Raw genomic sequence first — 16545 nt, 5'->3', positions numbered from 1 at the left:
GGGTCAGGCCTCCCTCACCACGACGGCTCCGGTGGGCTTCGCTTCACCCGCGCGGCGGCGGTAGGACTCGGCGTAGGCCGCCGAACGAGCCTGCAGGAGCGGATCATCGGACGGCCCGATGCCGTCGGGCAGCACGAGCGGATCGAAGTTCACGTTCTGCACGTTGTGCCCGGATTCGGTGTGCACCTGTTCCAGCACAACGGTGCCGACCTGGACTTCACGCCGATCGGGCGGCCACGCCTTCGTGGCGTCGTCGGTGGGGTCGACGCCACGCTCGCCCACTGTCACCAGGAATTTCCAGCGCAGCGGCGCTGTCCGCACGGCGGCGATCAAACCGTCGAAGAGCGCGTTCTCGCCGGTCGCGGGCGGTGCGACTCGAGGTGGATTGTCCGGTACCAGTCGCCACCGCACCGGTACGGTGCCGCCGCGAGCGTCGGAGAACTCGAAGGCGTTCAGCCCGAAGAACGCGGTGTCCGCGAAAGTCGGTGGTGGAGCGCCCTGTTCGATGACGCTCAGCGCGGCGGCCGTCTTCGGGCGCGATGCTACGTATCGGCTCATCACGGCGGGATCGGGCTTGCCGGTAGCCGGATCCGGCGCGAAAGCGAGCGTGCGGTCGTAGAAGTCCTGGGGTGTCGCATCGAGGAAGACGGGGATGTTGATCATCGCCATCCGCCACTGCTCCCCACCGGGGAGGAACAATCGCAGCCCCAGTCCGCGGGGGGCGGTCGGTGCGTCGGGCATATGCGGGTTACCGCCTGCGAGGGAGAACCGGCCGTCGAGCCGGTAGCGGCCCGTCCGGAATACCGATGCCTTCGACAGTTCGACGCCGTTGCCATTGCTTTCGAAATACCCGGCGACCGCGAGCCCTTTGGCGTGGTTGCGCCGGCAACCGGGGAAGGAGCCGCCCGCGGTGTTCTGCAGACGATCCACCAATCTGCGCGCCGTCAGCCGCCATGGCCCGACGACGCTCTCGGTGAGCAAGAATCCTCCGATTCCCGCTGCGCCGAGCGCGGCGACAGCGGCGCTGCCGAGCAGCGTGCGGCGATTCAGTTGCAAGGAATGCCGGCTTGCCTCGGTCATGTTTCCCTTTCTCCGTGTGCGGTGCGCCCGCTCATCGAGCGGGCGCGCGAGCGCGGCTGGACGGTCCGGCCGATCACGGCGGGCCCATGGACTGGAGTCGCTCGATCAGAACCGGGTCGACGTCCGGGTTCTCGGCCAGCAGCATGTCGATCGGTGGCGCGGACGCCGAGGCGATACGGATGTCGATCACGTAGGGCTCGCCCTTGTCGAGGGCCTTGAACCCGCGCCGCAGCGCATCGGCGAGTTTCGCGGTCCTGGTCACCACTTCGCCGTCGATCTCGAAGGTGTCGGCGATCTCCGCGAAGTCCTGGGTAGGCCTGCCCAACCGCAGGTACCAGGCGTCGCCGGTCGGCTGCCAGCCGTAGATCTGCCCTATGGCGGAAAGGCCGGTCATGAGGGTCTTGTACTCGTGGTTGTTCATCACCAGATAGAGCACGGGCAGTGCCAATTTGCTGGTCGTCCACCACGAATTGGTGTGGAACAGGGCCGAACCATCGCCGACTATCGTCACGACGTAGCGGCGCGTGCCCAGGGCTAGGGCGATGCCGATCGATGCGGGCAGCGAGAACCCGAGGGATCCGCCGGAAGTACAGAAGTAGGCGTCGGGTGCGTCGTAGGCGATCGCCTTCTGGATCGCCGCCGAGATCGCGAAGTCCTCGTTGATCACGGTCAGCGGCTTGTCGAGCGTCTTCTGCACTTCGGCGAGCTTCATCGGCACGATGTAGTCCGGAATCGCGGGCTCGTGGCCGGCGGCGGTGGCTCCTGCCTCGGTGAATGCCTTGTCGCGCCGGGCGTCGAGCTCCAGCAGCCGCCGATTGCGCTGTGCCGCCGCGGCTTCGTCATACGCGGCGTGTCCCACGACGGCATCGATGATCAGCGGCAGACTGCGTTTGACGTCGCCGAGCACACCGACCGTGGCATAGGAATTCTTTCCGATCTCCCACGGATCGTTGTGCAGTGTCACCTGGGTGAGCGTGGACGGGATGATCGGGCCCTTCTCCCAGCGGAACACCAGGATCTGTGCCTGGGAATTCACCCCGACCTGGAAGATGGTGTCGAAATCGGCGAGCTGCATGTGCACCCCGTCCTGGGTGGGTACGAGCTCGCCCTGCCAGTGCGGCAGATCATTCGGATAGTTCATCCGGCTGGCCTGGTTCTCCGAGTACACCGCCGCGCCGAGCACGTTGGCCAGGCGCTCGATCTCCGGCCATGCGTCCGCCTCGCCTACCCCGTCCCCGACGAGCACCACCGGGTTCTTCGCGTTCGCCAGCTGGTGCGCCGCCTCGGCGACACCGGACGGGTCGGCGGTTACGGCGTGCGCGATGCGCGTCACCCGTCCCGGCTCCTGCACGGCGGGCGCTTCGAGCAGGAAGTTCCACGGCAACGAGACGAATACCGGCCGGAACGGCGGAACCAGGAGTTCTTTGAAAGCGCGCTGCAACACCAGCGGCATTTCGTCGACACTGCGGATCTCGTGGGCCCACTTCGTGTACTGCTCGGCGGTGTGGACCAGGTCGGAGGCCAGAATCGGTTCCTGGATCAGTAGCTCGCTGTGCTGCTGCCCGCAGAACACGATGAGCGGGATATTGGATCGGTAGGCGTTGAACAGGTTGCCGATGATGTTGGCCGTGCCAGGGGTGATGTGGACGATCGCCGCGCCGGGCCGCCCCGACATCCGGGCATAGCCCATGGCCGCGCCGAGCGCGATGTTCTCGTGCAGGCACGGCACGTACTCGACGCCGTTTTCGGGAATGGTCGTGCCGTCCAGCAACGGAATCTCGTGCGTGCCGGGAACACCGAAGGCGTATTCGGTGCCGACGTCACGCAGATAGTCGAAGATGATGTCGCGGCCCAGCCTGCGGGGCGGTGTAGATGTCATGGCCCTTCGTTTCTCGATAGGTCTGCACCCGGTCGTGACGCGGCTCAGCGGCCGGTCCAGATCGGTGGTCGTTTCTCGGCGAACGCCCGTGGCCCTTCGCGGGCGTCGGCGGAGCCGGCGCGCAGGGTTTCCCAGTGGTACCGGGCGGTGAACGCCTCGGGCAGCGGCATGGTCAGGGCCGCGGCCGCGGCTTCCTTGATGGCGCGTACCGACAGCGGCGCGCAGGCGAGGATGTCGGCGACCCAGGCATCGGTGCACGCGTCGAGGTCCGCGGCGGGAACCACTTCGTTGACGAGGCCGAGTTCGGCGGCGCGGGCCGCGGTCATCCGGCGACCGGTGAGCAGATGGCCCAGCGCGATCCGATAGGGCGCCTGGCGCGGCAACCGGAAGACCCCTCCCGCACCCGGAATCAGGCCGAGCTTGGCCTCGGTGAGCCCGAACTCGGCGTTGTCGGCGGCGATGACGATGTCGCAGGCGAGAGCGAGCTCGAAACCACCGCCGAGCGCGTATCCGGCCACCTTGGCTATCAGCGGCTTGGCGAAGCCGAACCGATCGGTGATCCGCGGGTGCCCGGGCTTGCCCGCGCTGCCGAACGTGGAGTAGCCGTCGCCGTTGCCGATGCGCTGGGACAGTTCCTTCAGGTCCTGGCCGACCGAGAACGCGCGACCGCCGCGGCCACTGAGCACGGCCACCCAGATCTCGTCGTCGCGGTCGATGTCGTCCCACACCCGCCCGAGTTCGGCGTGCATTCGCGAGTTCATCGCGTTCAACACTTCCGGGCGATCGAGTTCCACGGTGGCGACGCGACCCTGCTTGCGATAGACGACGGTGGCAGGCTCCGGCAGCGCGGTCACCGGCGCGCTCCCGTGCTGAACCTGCCCACCTTCGCCAGCACGTCCACGCCGTAGAGGCGCAGCGCCTGGTGCAGGGCGAATTCGGCCAGGTAGGAGCGGAACGTGTCCTGCGGTTCCTCGGCGGTCACGATCATGTGTTTGTTGGCGACCACCGCGTCGGCGGCGAGTCGCTCGGCAGCGCGGTCGATTTCGACGTCCATCGCGTCGGGTTCGACGACGCTGTCGAAGACATATCGCGCGTCGGGTTCGGTGGCGCGGATCCGCCTGCCCCACAGGATCACATCGCGCGACAACCGGTGGGCCGAGCCACGCCCGAGCCGGAGATTGCCCGCGCCGGGCACGATTCCTTCCTGCGCCGCCGGGAGGCTGAAATAGCTGTCGGCGGCGGCGATCACGCGGTCGAAGACGAGCAGCAGTTGTGCCCCGCCGCCGATCGCGAAGGTGTCCACCGCGGCGATCCACGGCTTCGTGTGCAGCCGCGGGGGCCAATCGCCGGAATCATCGACCGTGGAGAGGCCGCGCAGGATCTTGGCGAGGTATCCGGTCTCCCGGCCGAGCAGGAATTCGACGTAGGAGATCTTGCCCAGGTGCAGTTCGGTGAGATTGATGCCCGCGCTGAACACCCGCTTGCCGCGGTAGCGCGGGTGGGTCATCTCACCGCCCCGCACGACGCCGACCTCGGATCGCCGGTCGAGCAGTACCAGGTCGACCGCGGTCTCCATGTCGGCGACGTGCTGGTTGTCCTCGGCGTTGAGGCAGTGCGTATTGGTGATGGTGATGGTCGCGGTGTGGCCGGAGCGGGTCAGCGTCGCCGCGGGTAGCGTGATCCGGCCGGTGCGCTCGAAGTCCGGCAGCAGCGCCTGCGCGCGACCGATCGGCCTGCGCATCGCGTCGAGCAAATGGTTGCCTGCGATCAGGTCGGAGAACACCGCGTGGAAGAAGATCCCCTGGTCGATCTCCCAGCCTTCCTTGTGCGCCTGCGTCGCGGCGGCGTCGGCGGCGAGCTGACCGGGCTCGGGGAGCAGGCCGGGGAACTCGGTGGTGACCGCGGCGGCGAGCTCGGTCAACCGTGGCGAAGCACGCAGGTTGTCGGTGGCGGCGCGGTACACGGCGGACAGATGCGTGCGCAAGAACGCCCGCCGGAGGGCTCGCAGCGTGTCGAGGGCTTGCGCGGCTCGTGCGGCCTGCACGTCGTCGCGTTCCGTGACGGGGGCGAGTTCGTCCAGGACGCGGTCACATTCGGCGGCAGCGGCCTGCAGCGCGGCCCGGTCGTATTCGAGGTCGCCGATGAACTGCGGCAGTGCGGTCACAGCGCGCTCCCGAGTCGCCGCAGTGCTCGGTCGGAGGCGGCCAGATGCGCGCCCAACGCGTCTTCGAATCGGGTGACCGCCGCGTCCAGGATCAGACGCCTGCTGATGGCGATCTCCGTCCCCACGGTCGCCTCGAACAGGGCCAGACCTGCTTGGACCGCGCGGGTTTCGGCTTCGGCGTCGTCATCGATCGCCGCGTCCACCAAGCCGTGCTCCAGCGCTTGGGTTGCCGATAGGCTGCGGCCCTGTATCGCGAGTGTCCTGGCGAGCCCCGCACCGTGCTGGGTGACCAGCCGATGCAGCGCCATCGCCGGCCAGGTGCCTCCGTCGGCGGTGGCGAATCCGAGCACAGACCCGGAGCGCAGTATCCGGTAGTCGGCGACGAGCAGCAGTTCGGCCGCGGGACCATAGGCGTCGCCGTCGATGGCGGCGACGATCGGCGCCGGTACCTGTTCCAGTCGTCGCAAGGCGGCTTCCCACTTGCCGACGGTGCCGATGTCCACGGCGCCCGGCCACGAGAAACTCTGTCCCGCTTCCGGACCGGAGATGTACAGCACGACACCGTGTGGCAGGTCGCGTGGGGCGTCTTCGGCGCGCAGGGCGATAGCCGTCACGGCGTCGATCAGGTCGGTGGACAACGGTTGATCGGCCGGTATCACCGTGGCCAGGACGTTGGTGCCGGACCCGTTGGATGTAGTCATCGTTCCCCCTGTGTGTAGTTCGATCGAGGTGAGTCAGAAGCGGAGCAGAGCGCTTTCGATCTGCGAACCCGGACCCATCGTCATGAGGACGCCGTAGTCGCCGGGACGGACTCGGCCTTCGGTGAGCAGCCGCTGGTAGGAGAAGAGGAACGAGCCACTGGACAGGTTGCCGAAATCGCGCATCACCCCCGTGGTGTGGCGCAGGTCGTACGAGGTCAGGCCCAGGTTGATCTTGACCGCGTCGATGACCTTCTTGCCACCCGAGTGCACGGTCCAGTGCGCTATGTCCTTGCGCCGCAGGCCGGTATCGCGCAGCAACTTGTCGATCACGATCTCCGCGTGCGCGCCGACCTCGTAGGGCACTTCCTTGTCGAGGTAGAAGCTGAACTTTCCCGCTTCCTCGTCCCAGTCGTAGCGCATCGCGCCGACCGCGTGCCGGATCATGTAGCTGCTGGTGGTCAACAGCGTGGGCGTCAGGCTCGACCTCGACCGCTCATCGGGCTCGGGGCCGTCGCCCGCCTGTACTGCCAGCGCCGCCGCGCCGTCGCCGAAAAGGCTGTTCACCACGGCGGTGCGCATCGTTCCGTCGAAAACGTAAGCCGCTGAGCAGGCCTCGGAGCAGACGAGCAGCGCGAGTTCGCCCGGATGGGCGGCGGCCCAGTTGGCCACGGCCGCGAGGCCGTTGAGCCCGGCGTTGCAGCCCATGCCGACGACGTCCAGCCGGGCGGTATCCGGATCCAGGCCCACCTCGTTGATCAGCAGCGCGCTGAATCCGGGGGTCAGGAATCCGGTGGTGGTGACGGCTACCAGATAGCGCACGTCGTGCAGGTCGCGGCCGATGTCGCGCAGGCACCGGCGCATCGCGTCGGCGCCGGTGCGCACGCCCTGGCTGCGGTGTTTCTCCAGGAGTTCGGCTTGCGTCTCGACGCGGAATTCGCCGTCGTCGCCACGTGGGGGCAGGGTCAGATGTCGTTGCTCGATACCGCCGTTGAGGAAGACGCCACGGATCTTGGGGTCGGTGATCCTCAGCAGATCGATGAGTTCGCGCTGGCTGTAGCGATCCGGCGGGTTGGCGGTGGCCACTCCGAGCAACTTCGGTGCGGTGGCTGCCTGCGGGGGATGGATACGTAGATTCGGCTCGAGTGCTTCGACCCGGGCGGTGCTCATGGTCGTCATGCTCAGTTCCTGTGCTGATTTGGAGGCGCGCGGTTGTGCGGCCGCGGAAGACCGATAAATGCGATGCTTTTCCGCCGCTCGTTCATTCGGAGCGGCGGAGCCTGCCGACGGCAGTAAGTCGGACCTTGATTACCCGTGAATGCGCGGTACGCATTCATCGAGCAGGGCACGTCGAATAAATTGGTATGCCACCCCTCATTCCCCCCGAGAATCGATCTATGCGGCACAGTCGCACAGCGACTATGTGGTGCTTCCGGCTTCCGGTTCAGACCTGGAAGCGTCAGTTCGATCGATTCCGAACAGTACCCCTGCTCGATCAGGGGTGGCAACCCCAAAACGTTAGGGGGTCGGAGGCTGTACGTCGCTGTGTCAGTCAAATATGCTGGGACACAACATATTTCGTGCGCTCACTGGTGCGGGAAGATTAGTCCGTAAACGTACTATTGACCGAGCGTCAGTGGCCGGAAGCCGTGCTGGTCAACCGACCGATCCGAACCGCCTCGCGGTGGGGCCGTGATCTAATCAGCGAATGGAGTCACTCACCTCGGCGCCGTCGCCGCACGTCTTCGCGGCGACGCCGGGACACCTGATCAGGCTGCTCTACCAGCGGCACAACTCCATCTGGCATGCCACCGTGGGAGACTCGATCACGCCGATCCAGTTCGCCATTCTCAATGTCGTCTACACCGACGGGCCCTCGCCGCAGCACGAGATTTCCGTCCGCGTCCGGACCGATACCTCGACAATGGCGCAGGCGGCCGCTTCACTGGAACGCAAGAATCTGATCAAGCGATCCGTCAACCCCGCCGACAAGCGGGAACGGCGGATCGCCCTCACCCGCACCGGACGCCGCGAGTACGCGCAGCTGCTTCCGAAAGCCGATGAGGTCCAGCGCATCCTGTTCGAGGCTCTCGACCCGGATGACCACGCCGGCGCACTCGCTCTGCTGCAGAACCTCGCCGGGCTCCCACCGGCCTCGGAGGGCCGAACCGATCAGCATTGCCGAACCGATCAGCATTGAGCGACCGGTCCGGTAGCCCGGCCGGAGACGGGAGTCCTCATTTTCGATCGCACTGCGCGCAACCCGTGAGCCCCGGGCCGGGGTGCGCGATCGTGGGCTGATGACGACCACCGAGGCGAAATCCACCACCGACTCCGAACTGGATGCGATCTTCGGCCCGATCTTCGACCGGATCGCCCAGGGCGCCGTAGCGCGGGAAATCGATCGCTCTTTGCCGTACGACGAGGTCGGTCTGCTGCGCACGGCGAAGTTCGGCGCACTGCGCGTTCCGGTCGAGTTCGGCGGATACGGCGTCACCGTCCGGCAGCTGTTCCGGTTGCTCATCGAACTCGCCGCGGCCGAGTCGAACCTGCCACAGGCGTTGCGCGTGCACTTCTCGTTCGTCGAGGACCAGTTGCTGGCGGAGCGGGGACCGGAGCGGGAGCGCTGGCTGCGCGCGGTGTCCGAGGGCACGCTGGTGGGCAACGCGATCACCGAACCGGGCGTCGGCGCGGTGGACCGCTACCGCACAACGCTGACCGAGGACGGCGGCCGGTGGCTGCTCAACGGCGTGAAGTACTACAGCACTGGGTCGCTGTACGCGGACTACATCCTGGCCGCCGCCGACCGTGACGGCGAGCGCGTCGGGGTGCTGGTGGACGCGAACGCCGAGGGTGTGCGCCAGCACGACGACTGGGACGGCTTCGGGCAGCGGCTGACGGCCAGCGGCACCACGGAATTCACCGACGTGGTGGTGACCGAGGATCGGATTCTCGGTCCCGGGTACGGCGCACCCGGCCCGACCTACGCGACCTCGTACCTGCAACTGGTCCAGCTCTCGGTGCTCGCGGGCATCGCCAAGCGCGCCGAGCGCGACGTCCGGGACTGGGTCGCGGCGCGCACCCGCGGCTACACCCACTCCGCGGCCGATCTGCCCCGGCACGACCCGCTGGTGCAGCAGGTGATCGGGCGGCTGTCGGCGGCCGCGTTCGCCGCCGAAGCCAGTGTGCTCGCCGTCGCCGACGTGCTCGACGACGTGCTGGCGAGCGGCGCGCAGGAGGAGAGCGCCTTGGTGGCGGCCGAACTCGCCGCGGCTCGCGCCCAGCTCGCCGTCATCGACCTGGTGCTGCCCGCCACTACGCTGCTGTTCGAAGTGGGCGGCGCTTCGGTGGTCTCCGAACAGTTGCGGTTGGATCGGCACTGGCGCAACGCCCGAACCATCTCGGTGCACAACCCGGCGATCCAGAAGGCGCGGGCGATCGGCGATCACCTGCTCAACGGCGCCGATCTGCCGTTCGCGTGGAGCGCGGGCGAACGCACACCGGCGGCCGGAGCCGCGCAGTGACCCGCCGGATCCGCTTCAACGCCTTCGACATGAACTGTGTCGCCCACCAGTCACCCGGGCTGTGGCGGCATCCGGACGACCAGTCGCACCGTTACAAGGAGCTGGGCTACTGGACCGAGCTGGCGAAGCTGCTGGAGCGCGGCCGCTTCGACGGCATCTTCATCGCCGACGTCCTCGGCACCTACGACGTCTACGGCGGCAACGACATCGCCGCCCTGCGCCAGGGCGCGCAGATCCCGGTGGCCGACCCGCTGCTGCTGGTCTCCGCCATGGCCGCGGTCACCGAGCATCTCGGGTTCGGCATCACCACCGGCACCGGATTCGAGCACCCGTACCCGTTCGCGCGGCGTCTGTCGACGCTCGACCATCTCACCAACGGCAGGCTCGGTTGGAACGTGGTGACCGGATACCTGCCGTCGGCGGCGCGCAATTTCGGCGCGGCCGACCAGCTCGACCACGACGAGCGCTACAACCAGGCCGACGAGTACCTCGAGGTGTTGTACAAGCTGTGGGAAGGCTCGTGGGAGGACGACGCGGTGGTCCGCGACGCGGCCGCGGGCGTCTACGTGGACCCGGCCAAGGTGCACCACATCGGTCATCGCGGCACGCACTACACCGTGCCGGGCATCCATCTCTCGGAGCCGTCGCCGCAACGTACGCCGGTGATCTACCAGGCGGGGGCGTCACCGCGCGGCGTGCGGTTCGCGGCCGAGAACGCGGAGGCCGTCTTCATCGCCGGTCCCTCGAAACGGGTGCTGGCGCAGACGGTTTCCCGGATCAGGGATGCGCTCGAAGCGGCAGGCCGTGGCCGTGACGCGGCGCGCGTCTACGCCCTCGCGACGATCATCACCGACGCGACCGACGAGGCGGCGCGGCGCAAGCACGAGCAGTACTTGTCCTACGCCAGTGTCGAGGGCGGCTTGGTGTTCATGTCCGGCTGGATGGGCATCGATCTGTCCCGCTACGACCTCGACGCCCCGATCGGTCAGGTGGAGAGCAACGCGATCCAGTCGGCGGTGGCGGCGTTCCAGGAATTCGACGACGACGGGCGGGAGTGGACGGTCCGCGATATCGGTAAATGGGCCGGCATCGGCGGCATGGGCCCGGTATTCGTCGGATCGGGTGAGACGGTGGCCGACCTGCTCCAGGAATGGGCCGCCGAAACCGATCTGGACGGTTTCAACGTGGCCTACGCGATCACGCCGGGAACCTTCGAGGACATCGTCCGGCACGTCGTTCCGGTGTTGACCGCCCGAGGCGCGTACGCCGAGGAGTACGCGCCCGGCACGTTGCGCAACGCGCTGTTCGGCGCGGGCGACCGGTTGCCTCCGGAGCATCGCGGCGCGAGCTATCGGCTGGGCGGCTCGGGATCGACCGCCTTGCCGGATGCGATTTCGCGGCCCGGAGCGACGGCCGAGGCGCACTCGTAACATCGTCGGGCGGCGTCGGAGCCCACTTCGCCGACGCCGTCCGGTTTCCAGCGCGGCGAACGATCAGCTCGCCGCGAGGAATATCTCGGCTACCGCTTCCAAACCCGCGCGATCGACTTCGTCGAAGCGGGCGGGGCGTGGACTGTCGAGGTCGAATACCCCGACGAGCGCACCGTCTCGAACCAGCGGTACGACGATTTCCGAACGTGTGTCGGCATCACAGGCGATATGGCCGTCGAACGCGTGCACATCCGGCACGAGCTGCGTTTCCCTGGTTTGCGCGGCGGTGCCGCATACGCCTTTTCCGAGCGTTATGCGCACGCACGCCGGTTTGCCCTGGAAGGGGCCGACCACCAGTTCCCGCCCGTCGTAGAAATAGAAACCCACCCAATTCACATCGGATAACGCGTGGAAGACCAACGCGGAGAGATTGGCGGCATTGGCGATACGGTCGGTTTCGCCCGTGACCAGCGCCCGCGCCTGCGCGGCGAGCTGTCGGTACTGCTCGGTGCGGTCTCCGGTCGGATCGGCGACGACAAACGACATGGCCCGAATGGTACGCGCTGGGAATTCGCTGTCTGCCCATTGATTCTCGGTGATCGCAACACTCTGCGAGCGCCATGCGGCCATCGCATCATCCCTGCATGACATCGCAGCAATCCGTATCCCGTTCCACTCGTTCGGCCGCGGTCATCGGCGCCGGACAGACCGGCGTCACTGCGGCGCTAGGACTTCTCGACGCCGGTTTCGACGTCACCCTCTACAGCGAGCGCGATCAGCGCGCCTTGCGCGACGACGTGCCCGCCACCGGCACCGCGCTCGAATTCGGTGAGACCCAGCAGGCCGAGGCCGCTCTCGGATTGGACAGCTACACCGCGCGTGCGCCCCGGCACAGCGGCCTGAGCGTGCGCATCGCGGGTCCCGACCGCGCCGAATTGATCCAATTCGACGGTCATTTCGACGGATTCGTCGGCGTCGCGGTGGACACGCGGCTCAAGGCCGACGAGCGGCTCACCGCGTTCCTGGAGCGCGGCGGCCGGTTCGTGGTCGAGCCTGTGACGCCGGAGACGCTCGACGGCATCGCCGCCGCCAACGACCTCACCTTGGTCGCGACCGGTCGCGGTGGTCTGTCGGACCTGTTCCCCGTCGACGCGCAGCGCACCCCGTACGACGCGCCGCAGCGCTCGTTGCTCACCGTCACCGTGACCGGAATCGGCTACGACGAGAACGTTTTCGCCCATCGCAGCGTCGCGGGCGGTGCGCACAGCGGCTTCTCCATCCTCGCCGACCAGGGCGAAGGGTGGTGGGGCCCGTACCTGCACAAGGACGCGGGGCCGAGCTGGGCGTTCCTCGGCTGGGCGCGTCCGGGCAGCGACTGGGAGAAGCGTTTCGCCGCCGCGGACTCCGCCGAATCGGCGCACCGGATCGTGCAGGACCTCTACCGCGACTACATCGACTGGGACCTGCCGGAGGTGCTGGCCACGAAGACCATCCCCGAGGACCCGCACTCGTGGTTGAAGGGCGCGGTGCGGCCGGTCGTGCGGTCCGGTGTCGGGCGCACCGCGGGCGGGCACGTGGTCGCCGCGCTCGGTGACACCGCCATCGCCTACGACCCGATCGCGGGGCAGGGCGCGCAGAGCGGCCTGATCCAGGCGCAGCGGCTGGTCGCGGCGGCCGCCGTGCACGACGGCCCGTTCGACGAGGCGTGGATCGCACGCCAGTACGCGGCGTTCCTGGCCGCGCGCGGCGACGCGGCCAACAAGGTGACCAGGCTGTTCCTCAGCGATCCCGAGCTGGCCGAGATCGGCAACGCCTTCTTCGCCGCGGCGGCCGTGGAACCGGCGTTCGCCTCGGCGCTGGTGGGCCTGCTGCATCGCCCGCAGCCGTTCCTGCCGGTCGACTCAGCGGAAGCGGCGAGCGAGTTCATCACTCGGGTCACCGGCGAGGACGCCGCCGCGCTGCTCGGCCGGTTCGCGCCCGCGGGCACGTTCACCAGGTCGAGCTACTCGCCTGCGCTCGCCGACGCCTGATCCGAATCGCACAGATTCAAAACCTCGTCCCCACCGGGGCCCGGTGCTGGAGTGGAAGGAGCGCCGGACGCATGCGTGGCGTCCGGCCTCCGATCCGACGGCTACCCCCGAAAAACCATGGAGCAGCTATGACCACGGAGCAGATCGCCGAGCAGATCCGGTTCGCCTACTGGGTGCCCAACGTCAGCGGGGGACTGGTCACCAGCGAAATCGAGCAGCGCACCAGCTGGGATTTCGAGTACAATAAGAAGCTCGCGCAGACCGCGGAGAACAACGGCTTCGACTACGCGCTCTCCCAGGTGCGCTACACCGCCTCCTACGGCGCGGAGTACCAGCACGAATCGACCTCGTTCAGCCTCGCGCTGCTCGGCGCCACCGAACGGCTGAAGGTCATCGCGGCCGTGCATCCCGGGCTGTGGCACCCGGCCGTGCTGGCCAAGTTCGGCGCCACCGCCGACCACCTGTCCGGTGGCCGGTTCGCCATCAACGTCGTCTCCGGCTGGTTCGCCGGTGAATTCACCGCACTCGGGGAGCCGTGGCTCGAGCACGACGAGCGCTACCGGCGCAGCGCGGAATTCCTCGAGGTGATCCGCAAGATCTGGACCGAGGACAACGTGAACTACGGCGGCGACTTCTACCGCATCCGGGACTTCACCCTGAAGCCGAAGCCGCTGAACACACCCGAGCGCCCGAATCCCGAACTCTTCCAGGGCGGCAACTCGACCGCCGCCCGGCGCAACGGTGGGCGCTACGCCGACTGGTACTTCTCCAACGGCAAGGACTTCGACGGTGTCACCGAGCAGCTCGAAGACCTGCGCGGCATCGCCCGCGCCCACGACCGCGAAGTGAAATTCGGGCTCAACGGCTTCATCATCGCCCGCGACACCGAGACCGAAGCCCGCGACACCCTGCGCGAGATCATCGAGAAGGCGAACAAGCCCGCGGTCGAGGGCTTCCGCGACGCGGTGCAGCAGGCGGGCGCGTCCACCAAGGACCGCAAGGGCATGTGGGCCGACTCCACGTTCGAAGACCTGGTGCAGTACAACGACGGTTTCCGCACCCAGCTGATCGGCACGCCGGAGCAGGTGGCCGAGCGGATCGTCGCCTACAAGCAGCTCGGCGTCGATCTGATCCTCGGCGGCTTCCTGCACTTCCAGGAGGAGATCGAGTACTTCGGCGCGAAGGTGCTCCCGCTGGTGCGTGAGCTGGAAGCCGCGCAGCGGCCTGTCGCGGCGGTGAACTGATGACCGCGGTCGCCGCCGATCGCATCCTCTCGGCGGCACAGGCGTTCGCGGTGGCGCAGCGGCTCGCGGCGGAGTTCGCGCCGGGGGCCGCGCAGCGCGACCGGGATCGTGCGCTGCCGTACGCGGAGGTCGATCGGCTGGCGGCCAGCGGTCTGCTCGCGATCACCGTGCCCGCGGCCTACGGTGGCGCGGATCTGCCGCCGAGCGCGGTCGCGGAAGTGACGCGAATCCTCGCCACGGCCGACCCCAACATCGCGCAGATTCCGCACAGCCACTTCGTCTATGTGAACCTGCTCCGGCTCGCGGGTACGGCGCGGCAGCGCGGGCGATACTTCGGGCGGGTGCTCGACGGTGGGCGCATCGCCAACGCGCAGTCCGAGCGCGGCGGCGCGACCGTCGCCGACATCTCCACCACGTTGCGACCGGTCGGCGAGCGATTCCGCGTGGACGGCGTGAAGTACTACTGCACCGGATCGCTGTTCGCCGACCTGTTCGCGGTGCTCACCCGGCTCGACGATCCGGAGGGCCACAGTGGCCTCGAGCCCGGGGAGTACATCGCCTATCTGCCCGCGAACACGCCCGGCGTGCGCGTGGTGGACGACTGGAACGGGCTGGGGCAGCGCACCACCGGCAGCGGAACGGTGTCTTTCGAGGAGGTGCTGGTCGACCACGACCAGGTGATTCCCCGCTCCGGCGCGGTGCGCGCACCGACCGGCTACGGCGCGTTCGCGCAGCTTCTGCACGCCGCCATCGACACCGGCATCGCCCGCGGCGCGCTCAGCGCGGCCACGGAGTTCGTGCGCACGAAAAGTCGTCCCTGGTTCGAGGCGGGGGTGGCGAACGCGGTGGACGACCCGCTGCTGATCCAGCGGTTCGGTGAGTTGTCGGTCGCGGTCACCGCCGCGGAGGCGACTCTCTCGTCGGCCGGATGGGCGGTGGACGCGGCTACCAGGGTCGATCCGAGCGTCGACAGCGTCGCCCAGGCGTCACTGGCCGTGGCGACCGCCAAGGTGCTGGCCGACCGCGCCGCCAACGACGTGTCCGCCGCGCTGTTCGAGGTCGGCGGAACACGCAGCGTCGCCGCGGATCTGAACCTGCACCACTTCTGGCGCAACGCGCGCACGCACACGCTGCACGACCCGGTGCGCTGGAAGTACCAGCACATCGGCCGGGCTCTGCTGCACGACGCCGCGCCGCCGCTGCACGGTGTGATCTGAAAGGAGACGAAATGACGGTCACTGTCGTCGTCGGAAATCCGAAACCGGCCTCGCGTACCTTGACCGCCGCCACGCTGGTCGCGCGGGGACTGCGGCCGGAGGCGGAGCCCGCCGTGATCGACTTGGTCGAGTTCGGTCCGGGTCTGCTCAGCTGGGGTGACCCGGCCGTGGCCGAGGCGGTGCGAACCGTGGCCGGGTCGGAACTCGTGGTCTTCGCCAGCCCCACCTTCAAGGCGACCTACACCGGTTTGCTGAAGCTGTTCCTCGAACAGTTCGAAGGCGGAACGGGGCTCGAGGGCGTGCTCGCGGTGCCGGTCATGCTCGGCGCCGGACCTGCGCATGCCCTGGCGCCCGACCTGTTGCTGAAGCCCGTGCTCGTCGAAATCGGGGCCACCGCCGCGCTGCCCGGGCTCTACCTGTCCGATCGCACTTTCGCCGAGGACGGCGTCATCGACCGGTACAGTGGTCGGTGGCGTTCGGTCGCCCAGGCACTGGCCCACAGCTCGAAGGCTGCGAATCATGCATGACCTGTTCGAATTTCCCGCCGACGGAGCCGGTCTGCGTCGCGCGTTCGCGAATTTCCCCAGCGGCGTCGTCGCGGTGTGCGCCGAAATCGACGGAACCCCGCACGGTCTGGCGGTGAGCACGTTCGTTCCCGTCTCGCTCGACCCGCCCCTGGTCTCCTTCTGCGTGCAGAACTCCTCGGCCACGTGGCCGAAGCTCGCCGCCGCGAGCCACCTCGGCCTGAGCCTGCTCGGCACCGACCAGCAGGCCGCCGCCCGCTCCCTCGGCACCCGCGACGGCGACCGTTTCCGCGATATCCAGCTGCACCGCGGCTCGGGCGACGCCGTGTTCATCGACGGCGCGTCCGCCTGGATCGAGGGCGTTCAGGAAGCCCACGTCCCGGCGGGCGACCACGCCGTCGTCATCCTGCGCGTCCACCGCATCGCCACCCGCGCCGACGTCGACCCCCTGGTCTTCCAGGGCAGCCGCTTCCGCCGGTTGCACGCCGAACCGGCCAACGGGGCGGCCTGAGGTAGCGGACGCGTGCACGGTTTCGAGACCGCCGATCCACACGGCCGTGCACCGGTCATCGCCGTGGACCGGAATTCGGCGTCGATCAGGGTTGTGGGAGACTCGGAGGGTCTCTCACGGAAAGGTCCGGTCATGACGCTCGGCATGGTCCTCGGTGACTTCCCGCGCACTTCGACGCGGGCGTAGGCAGACAACTCGACTGACCCCTGTGCGATAACCGCACAGTTTTTCGCGATTCCGCGGC

15 protein-coding genes are annotated in these 16545 nt (G+C 68.2%); 8 read left to right on the top strand and 7 right to left on the bottom strand.

Features of this window, described 5'->3' with window-relative positions; genetic code table 11:
* Positions 1-3: 3 nt before the first annotated feature.
* From IU450_RS02185 to dpgA, 6 genes are all read right to left on the bottom strand, one after another.
* Positions 4-1080, bottom strand: a complete 1077-nt coding sequence (locus tag IU450_RS02185) for a catalase family peroxidase (protein WP_195148083.1) — start codon at positions 1078-1080, stop codon at positions 4-6.
* A 73-nt stretch (positions 1081-1153) separates the two neighbouring features.
* Entirely contained in the window at positions 1154-2959 is a 1806-nt protein-coding gene (locus IU450_RS02180; RefSeq protein ID WP_195148082.1) for a thiamine pyrophosphate-binding protein, read from the bottom strand.
* Between the two features lie 44 nt (positions 2960-3003).
* Positions 3004-3813 carry an enoyl-CoA-hydratase DpgD gene (gene dpgD, locus IU450_RS02175; protein ID WP_324197494.1) on the bottom strand — a complete coding sequence of 270 codons (810 nt, stop codon included), beginning with the start codon at positions 3811-3813 and terminating at the stop codon, positions 3004-3006.
* A complete protein-coding gene (dpgC, locus tag IU450_RS02170) occupies positions 3810-5123 on the bottom strand; it encodes a (3,5-dihydroxyphenyl)acetyl-CoA 1,2-dioxygenase DpgC (RefSeq protein ID WP_195148081.1) in 1314 nt (437 codons plus the stop codon). The genes dpgD and dpgC overlap by 4 nt, the downstream gene beginning before the upstream one ends.
* A complete protein-coding gene (gene dpgB, locus IU450_RS02165; RefSeq protein WP_195148080.1) occupies positions 5120-5824 on the bottom strand; it encodes an enoyl-CoA-hydratase DpgB in 705 nt (234 codons plus the stop codon). Before dpgB ends, dpgC begins: the two co-directional genes overlap by 4 nt.
* Positions 5825-5857: 33 nt before the next feature.
* Complete coding sequence (dpgA, locus tag IU450_RS02160) at positions 5858-7000, bottom strand: 3,5-dihydroxyphenylacetyl-CoA synthase DpgA (RefSeq protein ID WP_228833906.1); 1143 nt, start codon at positions 6998-7000, stop codon at positions 5858-5860.
* 529 nt (positions 7001-7529) lie between these two features.
* On the opposite strand from dpgA, the gene IU450_RS02155 reads away from it, so the two are divergent.
* From IU450_RS02155 to IU450_RS02145, 3 genes are all read left to right on the top strand, one after another.
* Complete coding sequence (locus IU450_RS02155) at positions 7530-8021, top strand: MarR family winged helix-turn-helix transcriptional regulator (protein WP_195148079.1); 492 nt, start codon at positions 7530-7532, stop codon at positions 8019-8021.
* A gap of 100 nt (positions 8022-8121) precedes the next feature.
* The gene (locus IU450_RS02150; RefSeq protein ID WP_195148078.1) at positions 8122-9345 is read left to right on the top strand and encodes an acyl-CoA dehydrogenase family protein; all 1224 of its coding nucleotides are present in this window, start codon (positions 8122-8124) and stop codon (positions 9343-9345) included.
* The gene (locus tag IU450_RS02145; RefSeq protein WP_195148077.1) at positions 9342-10775 is read left to right on the top strand and encodes an LLM class flavin-dependent oxidoreductase; all 1434 of its coding nucleotides are present in this window, start codon (positions 9342-9344) and stop codon (positions 10773-10775) included. The genes IU450_RS02150 and IU450_RS02145 overlap by 4 nt, the downstream gene beginning before the upstream one ends.
* Positions 10776-10838: 63 nt before the next feature.
* Here the strand turns inward: IU450_RS02145 and IU450_RS02140 are convergent, their stop codons facing one another.
* A complete protein-coding gene (locus IU450_RS02140; protein WP_195148633.1) occupies positions 10839-11321 on the bottom strand; it encodes a GAF domain-containing protein in 483 nt (160 codons plus the stop codon).
* A 98-nt stretch (positions 11322-11419) separates the two neighbouring features.
* On the opposite strand from IU450_RS02140, the gene IU450_RS02135 reads away from it, so the two are divergent.
* The 5 genes from IU450_RS02135 to IU450_RS02115 all read left to right on the top strand — a co-directional run bounded on the left by IU450_RS02135 (position 11420) and on the right by IU450_RS02115 (position 16301).
* Positions 11420-12805 (top strand): styrene monooxygenase/indole monooxygenase family protein, encoded by a 1386-nt coding sequence (locus IU450_RS02135; RefSeq protein ID WP_195148076.1) that lies wholly within the window; start codon positions 11420-11422, stop codon positions 12803-12805.
* A gap of 128 nt (positions 12806-12933) precedes the next feature.
* Positions 12934-14049 carry a dimethylsulfone monooxygenase SfnG gene (sfnG, locus tag IU450_RS02130; protein WP_195148075.1) on the top strand — a complete coding sequence of 372 codons (1116 nt, stop codon included), beginning with the start codon at positions 12934-12936 and terminating at the stop codon, positions 14047-14049.
* On the top strand, positions 14049-15266 hold the full coding sequence (locus IU450_RS02125) for an SfnB family sulfur acquisition oxidoreductase (RefSeq protein WP_195148074.1): 1218 nt from the start codon (positions 14049-14051) through the stop codon (positions 15264-15266). The genes sfnG and IU450_RS02125 overlap by 1 nt, the downstream gene beginning before the upstream one ends.
* Positions 15267-15277: 11 nt before the next feature.
* Positions 15278-15793, top strand: a complete 516-nt coding sequence (locus IU450_RS02120; RefSeq protein ID WP_195148073.1) for an NADPH-dependent FMN reductase — start codon at positions 15278-15280, stop codon at positions 15791-15793.
* Positions 15786-16301 (top strand): flavin reductase family protein, encoded by a 516-nt coding sequence (locus tag IU450_RS02115; protein WP_195148072.1) that lies wholly within the window; start codon positions 15786-15788, stop codon positions 16299-16301. Before IU450_RS02120 ends, IU450_RS02115 begins: the two co-directional genes overlap by 8 nt.
* Positions 16302-16545 lie beyond the last annotated feature (244 nt).

Source organism: Nocardia abscessus, from assembly GCF_015477775.1.
Lineage (GTDB): Bacteria > Actinomycetota > Actinomycetes > Mycobacteriales > Mycobacteriaceae > Nocardia > Nocardia abscessus_A.
Note: the sequence above shows the minus strand (reverse complement) of the source record. Positions and strands in the feature narration are given on the sequence as shown.

Excerpts from the sequence above, each read along its gene's own strand:
- IU450_RS02185 (WP_195148083.1), bottom strand. The coding sequence starts at position 1,080 with ATGACCGAGGCAAGCCGGCATTCCTTGCAACTGAATCGCCGCACGCTG.
- IU450_RS02180 (WP_195148082.1), bottom strand. The coding sequence starts at position 2,959 with ATGACATCTACACCGCCCCGCAGGCTGGGCCGCGACATCATCTTCGAC.
- dpgB (WP_195148080.1), bottom strand. The coding sequence starts at position 5,824 with ATGACTACATCCAACGGGTCCGGCACCAACGTCCTGGCCACGGTGATA.
- dpgA (WP_228833906.1), bottom strand. The coding sequence starts at position 7,000 with ATGACGACCATGAGCACCGCCCGGGTCGAAGCACTCGAGCCGAATCTA.
- IU450_RS02155 (WP_195148079.1), top strand. The coding sequence starts at position 7,530 with ATGGAGTCACTCACCTCGGCGCCGTCGCCGCACGTCTTCGCGGCGACG.
- IU450_RS02150 (WP_195148078.1), top strand. The coding sequence starts at position 8,122 with ATGACGACCACCGAGGCGAAATCCACCACCGACTCCGAACTGGATGCG.
- IU450_RS02140 (WP_195148633.1), bottom strand. The coding sequence starts at position 11,321 with ATGTCGTTTGTCGTCGCCGATCCGACCGGAGACCGCACCGAGCAGTAC.
- IU450_RS02135 (WP_195148076.1), top strand. The coding sequence starts at position 11,420 with ATGACATCGCAGCAATCCGTATCCCGTTCCACTCGTTCGGCCGCGGTC.
- sfnG (WP_195148075.1), top strand. The coding sequence starts at position 12,934 with ATGACCACGGAGCAGATCGCCGAGCAGATCCGGTTCGCCTACTGGGTG.
- IU450_RS02125 (WP_195148074.1), top strand. The coding sequence starts at position 14,049 with ATGACCGCGGTCGCCGCCGATCGCATCCTCTCGGCGGCACAGGCGTTC.
- IU450_RS02120 (WP_195148073.1), top strand. The coding sequence starts at position 15,278 with ATGACGGTCACTGTCGTCGTCGGAAATCCGAAACCGGCCTCGCGTACC.
- IU450_RS02115 (WP_195148072.1), top strand. The coding sequence starts at position 15,786 with ATGCATGACCTGTTCGAATTTCCCGCCGACGGAGCCGGTCTGCGTCGC.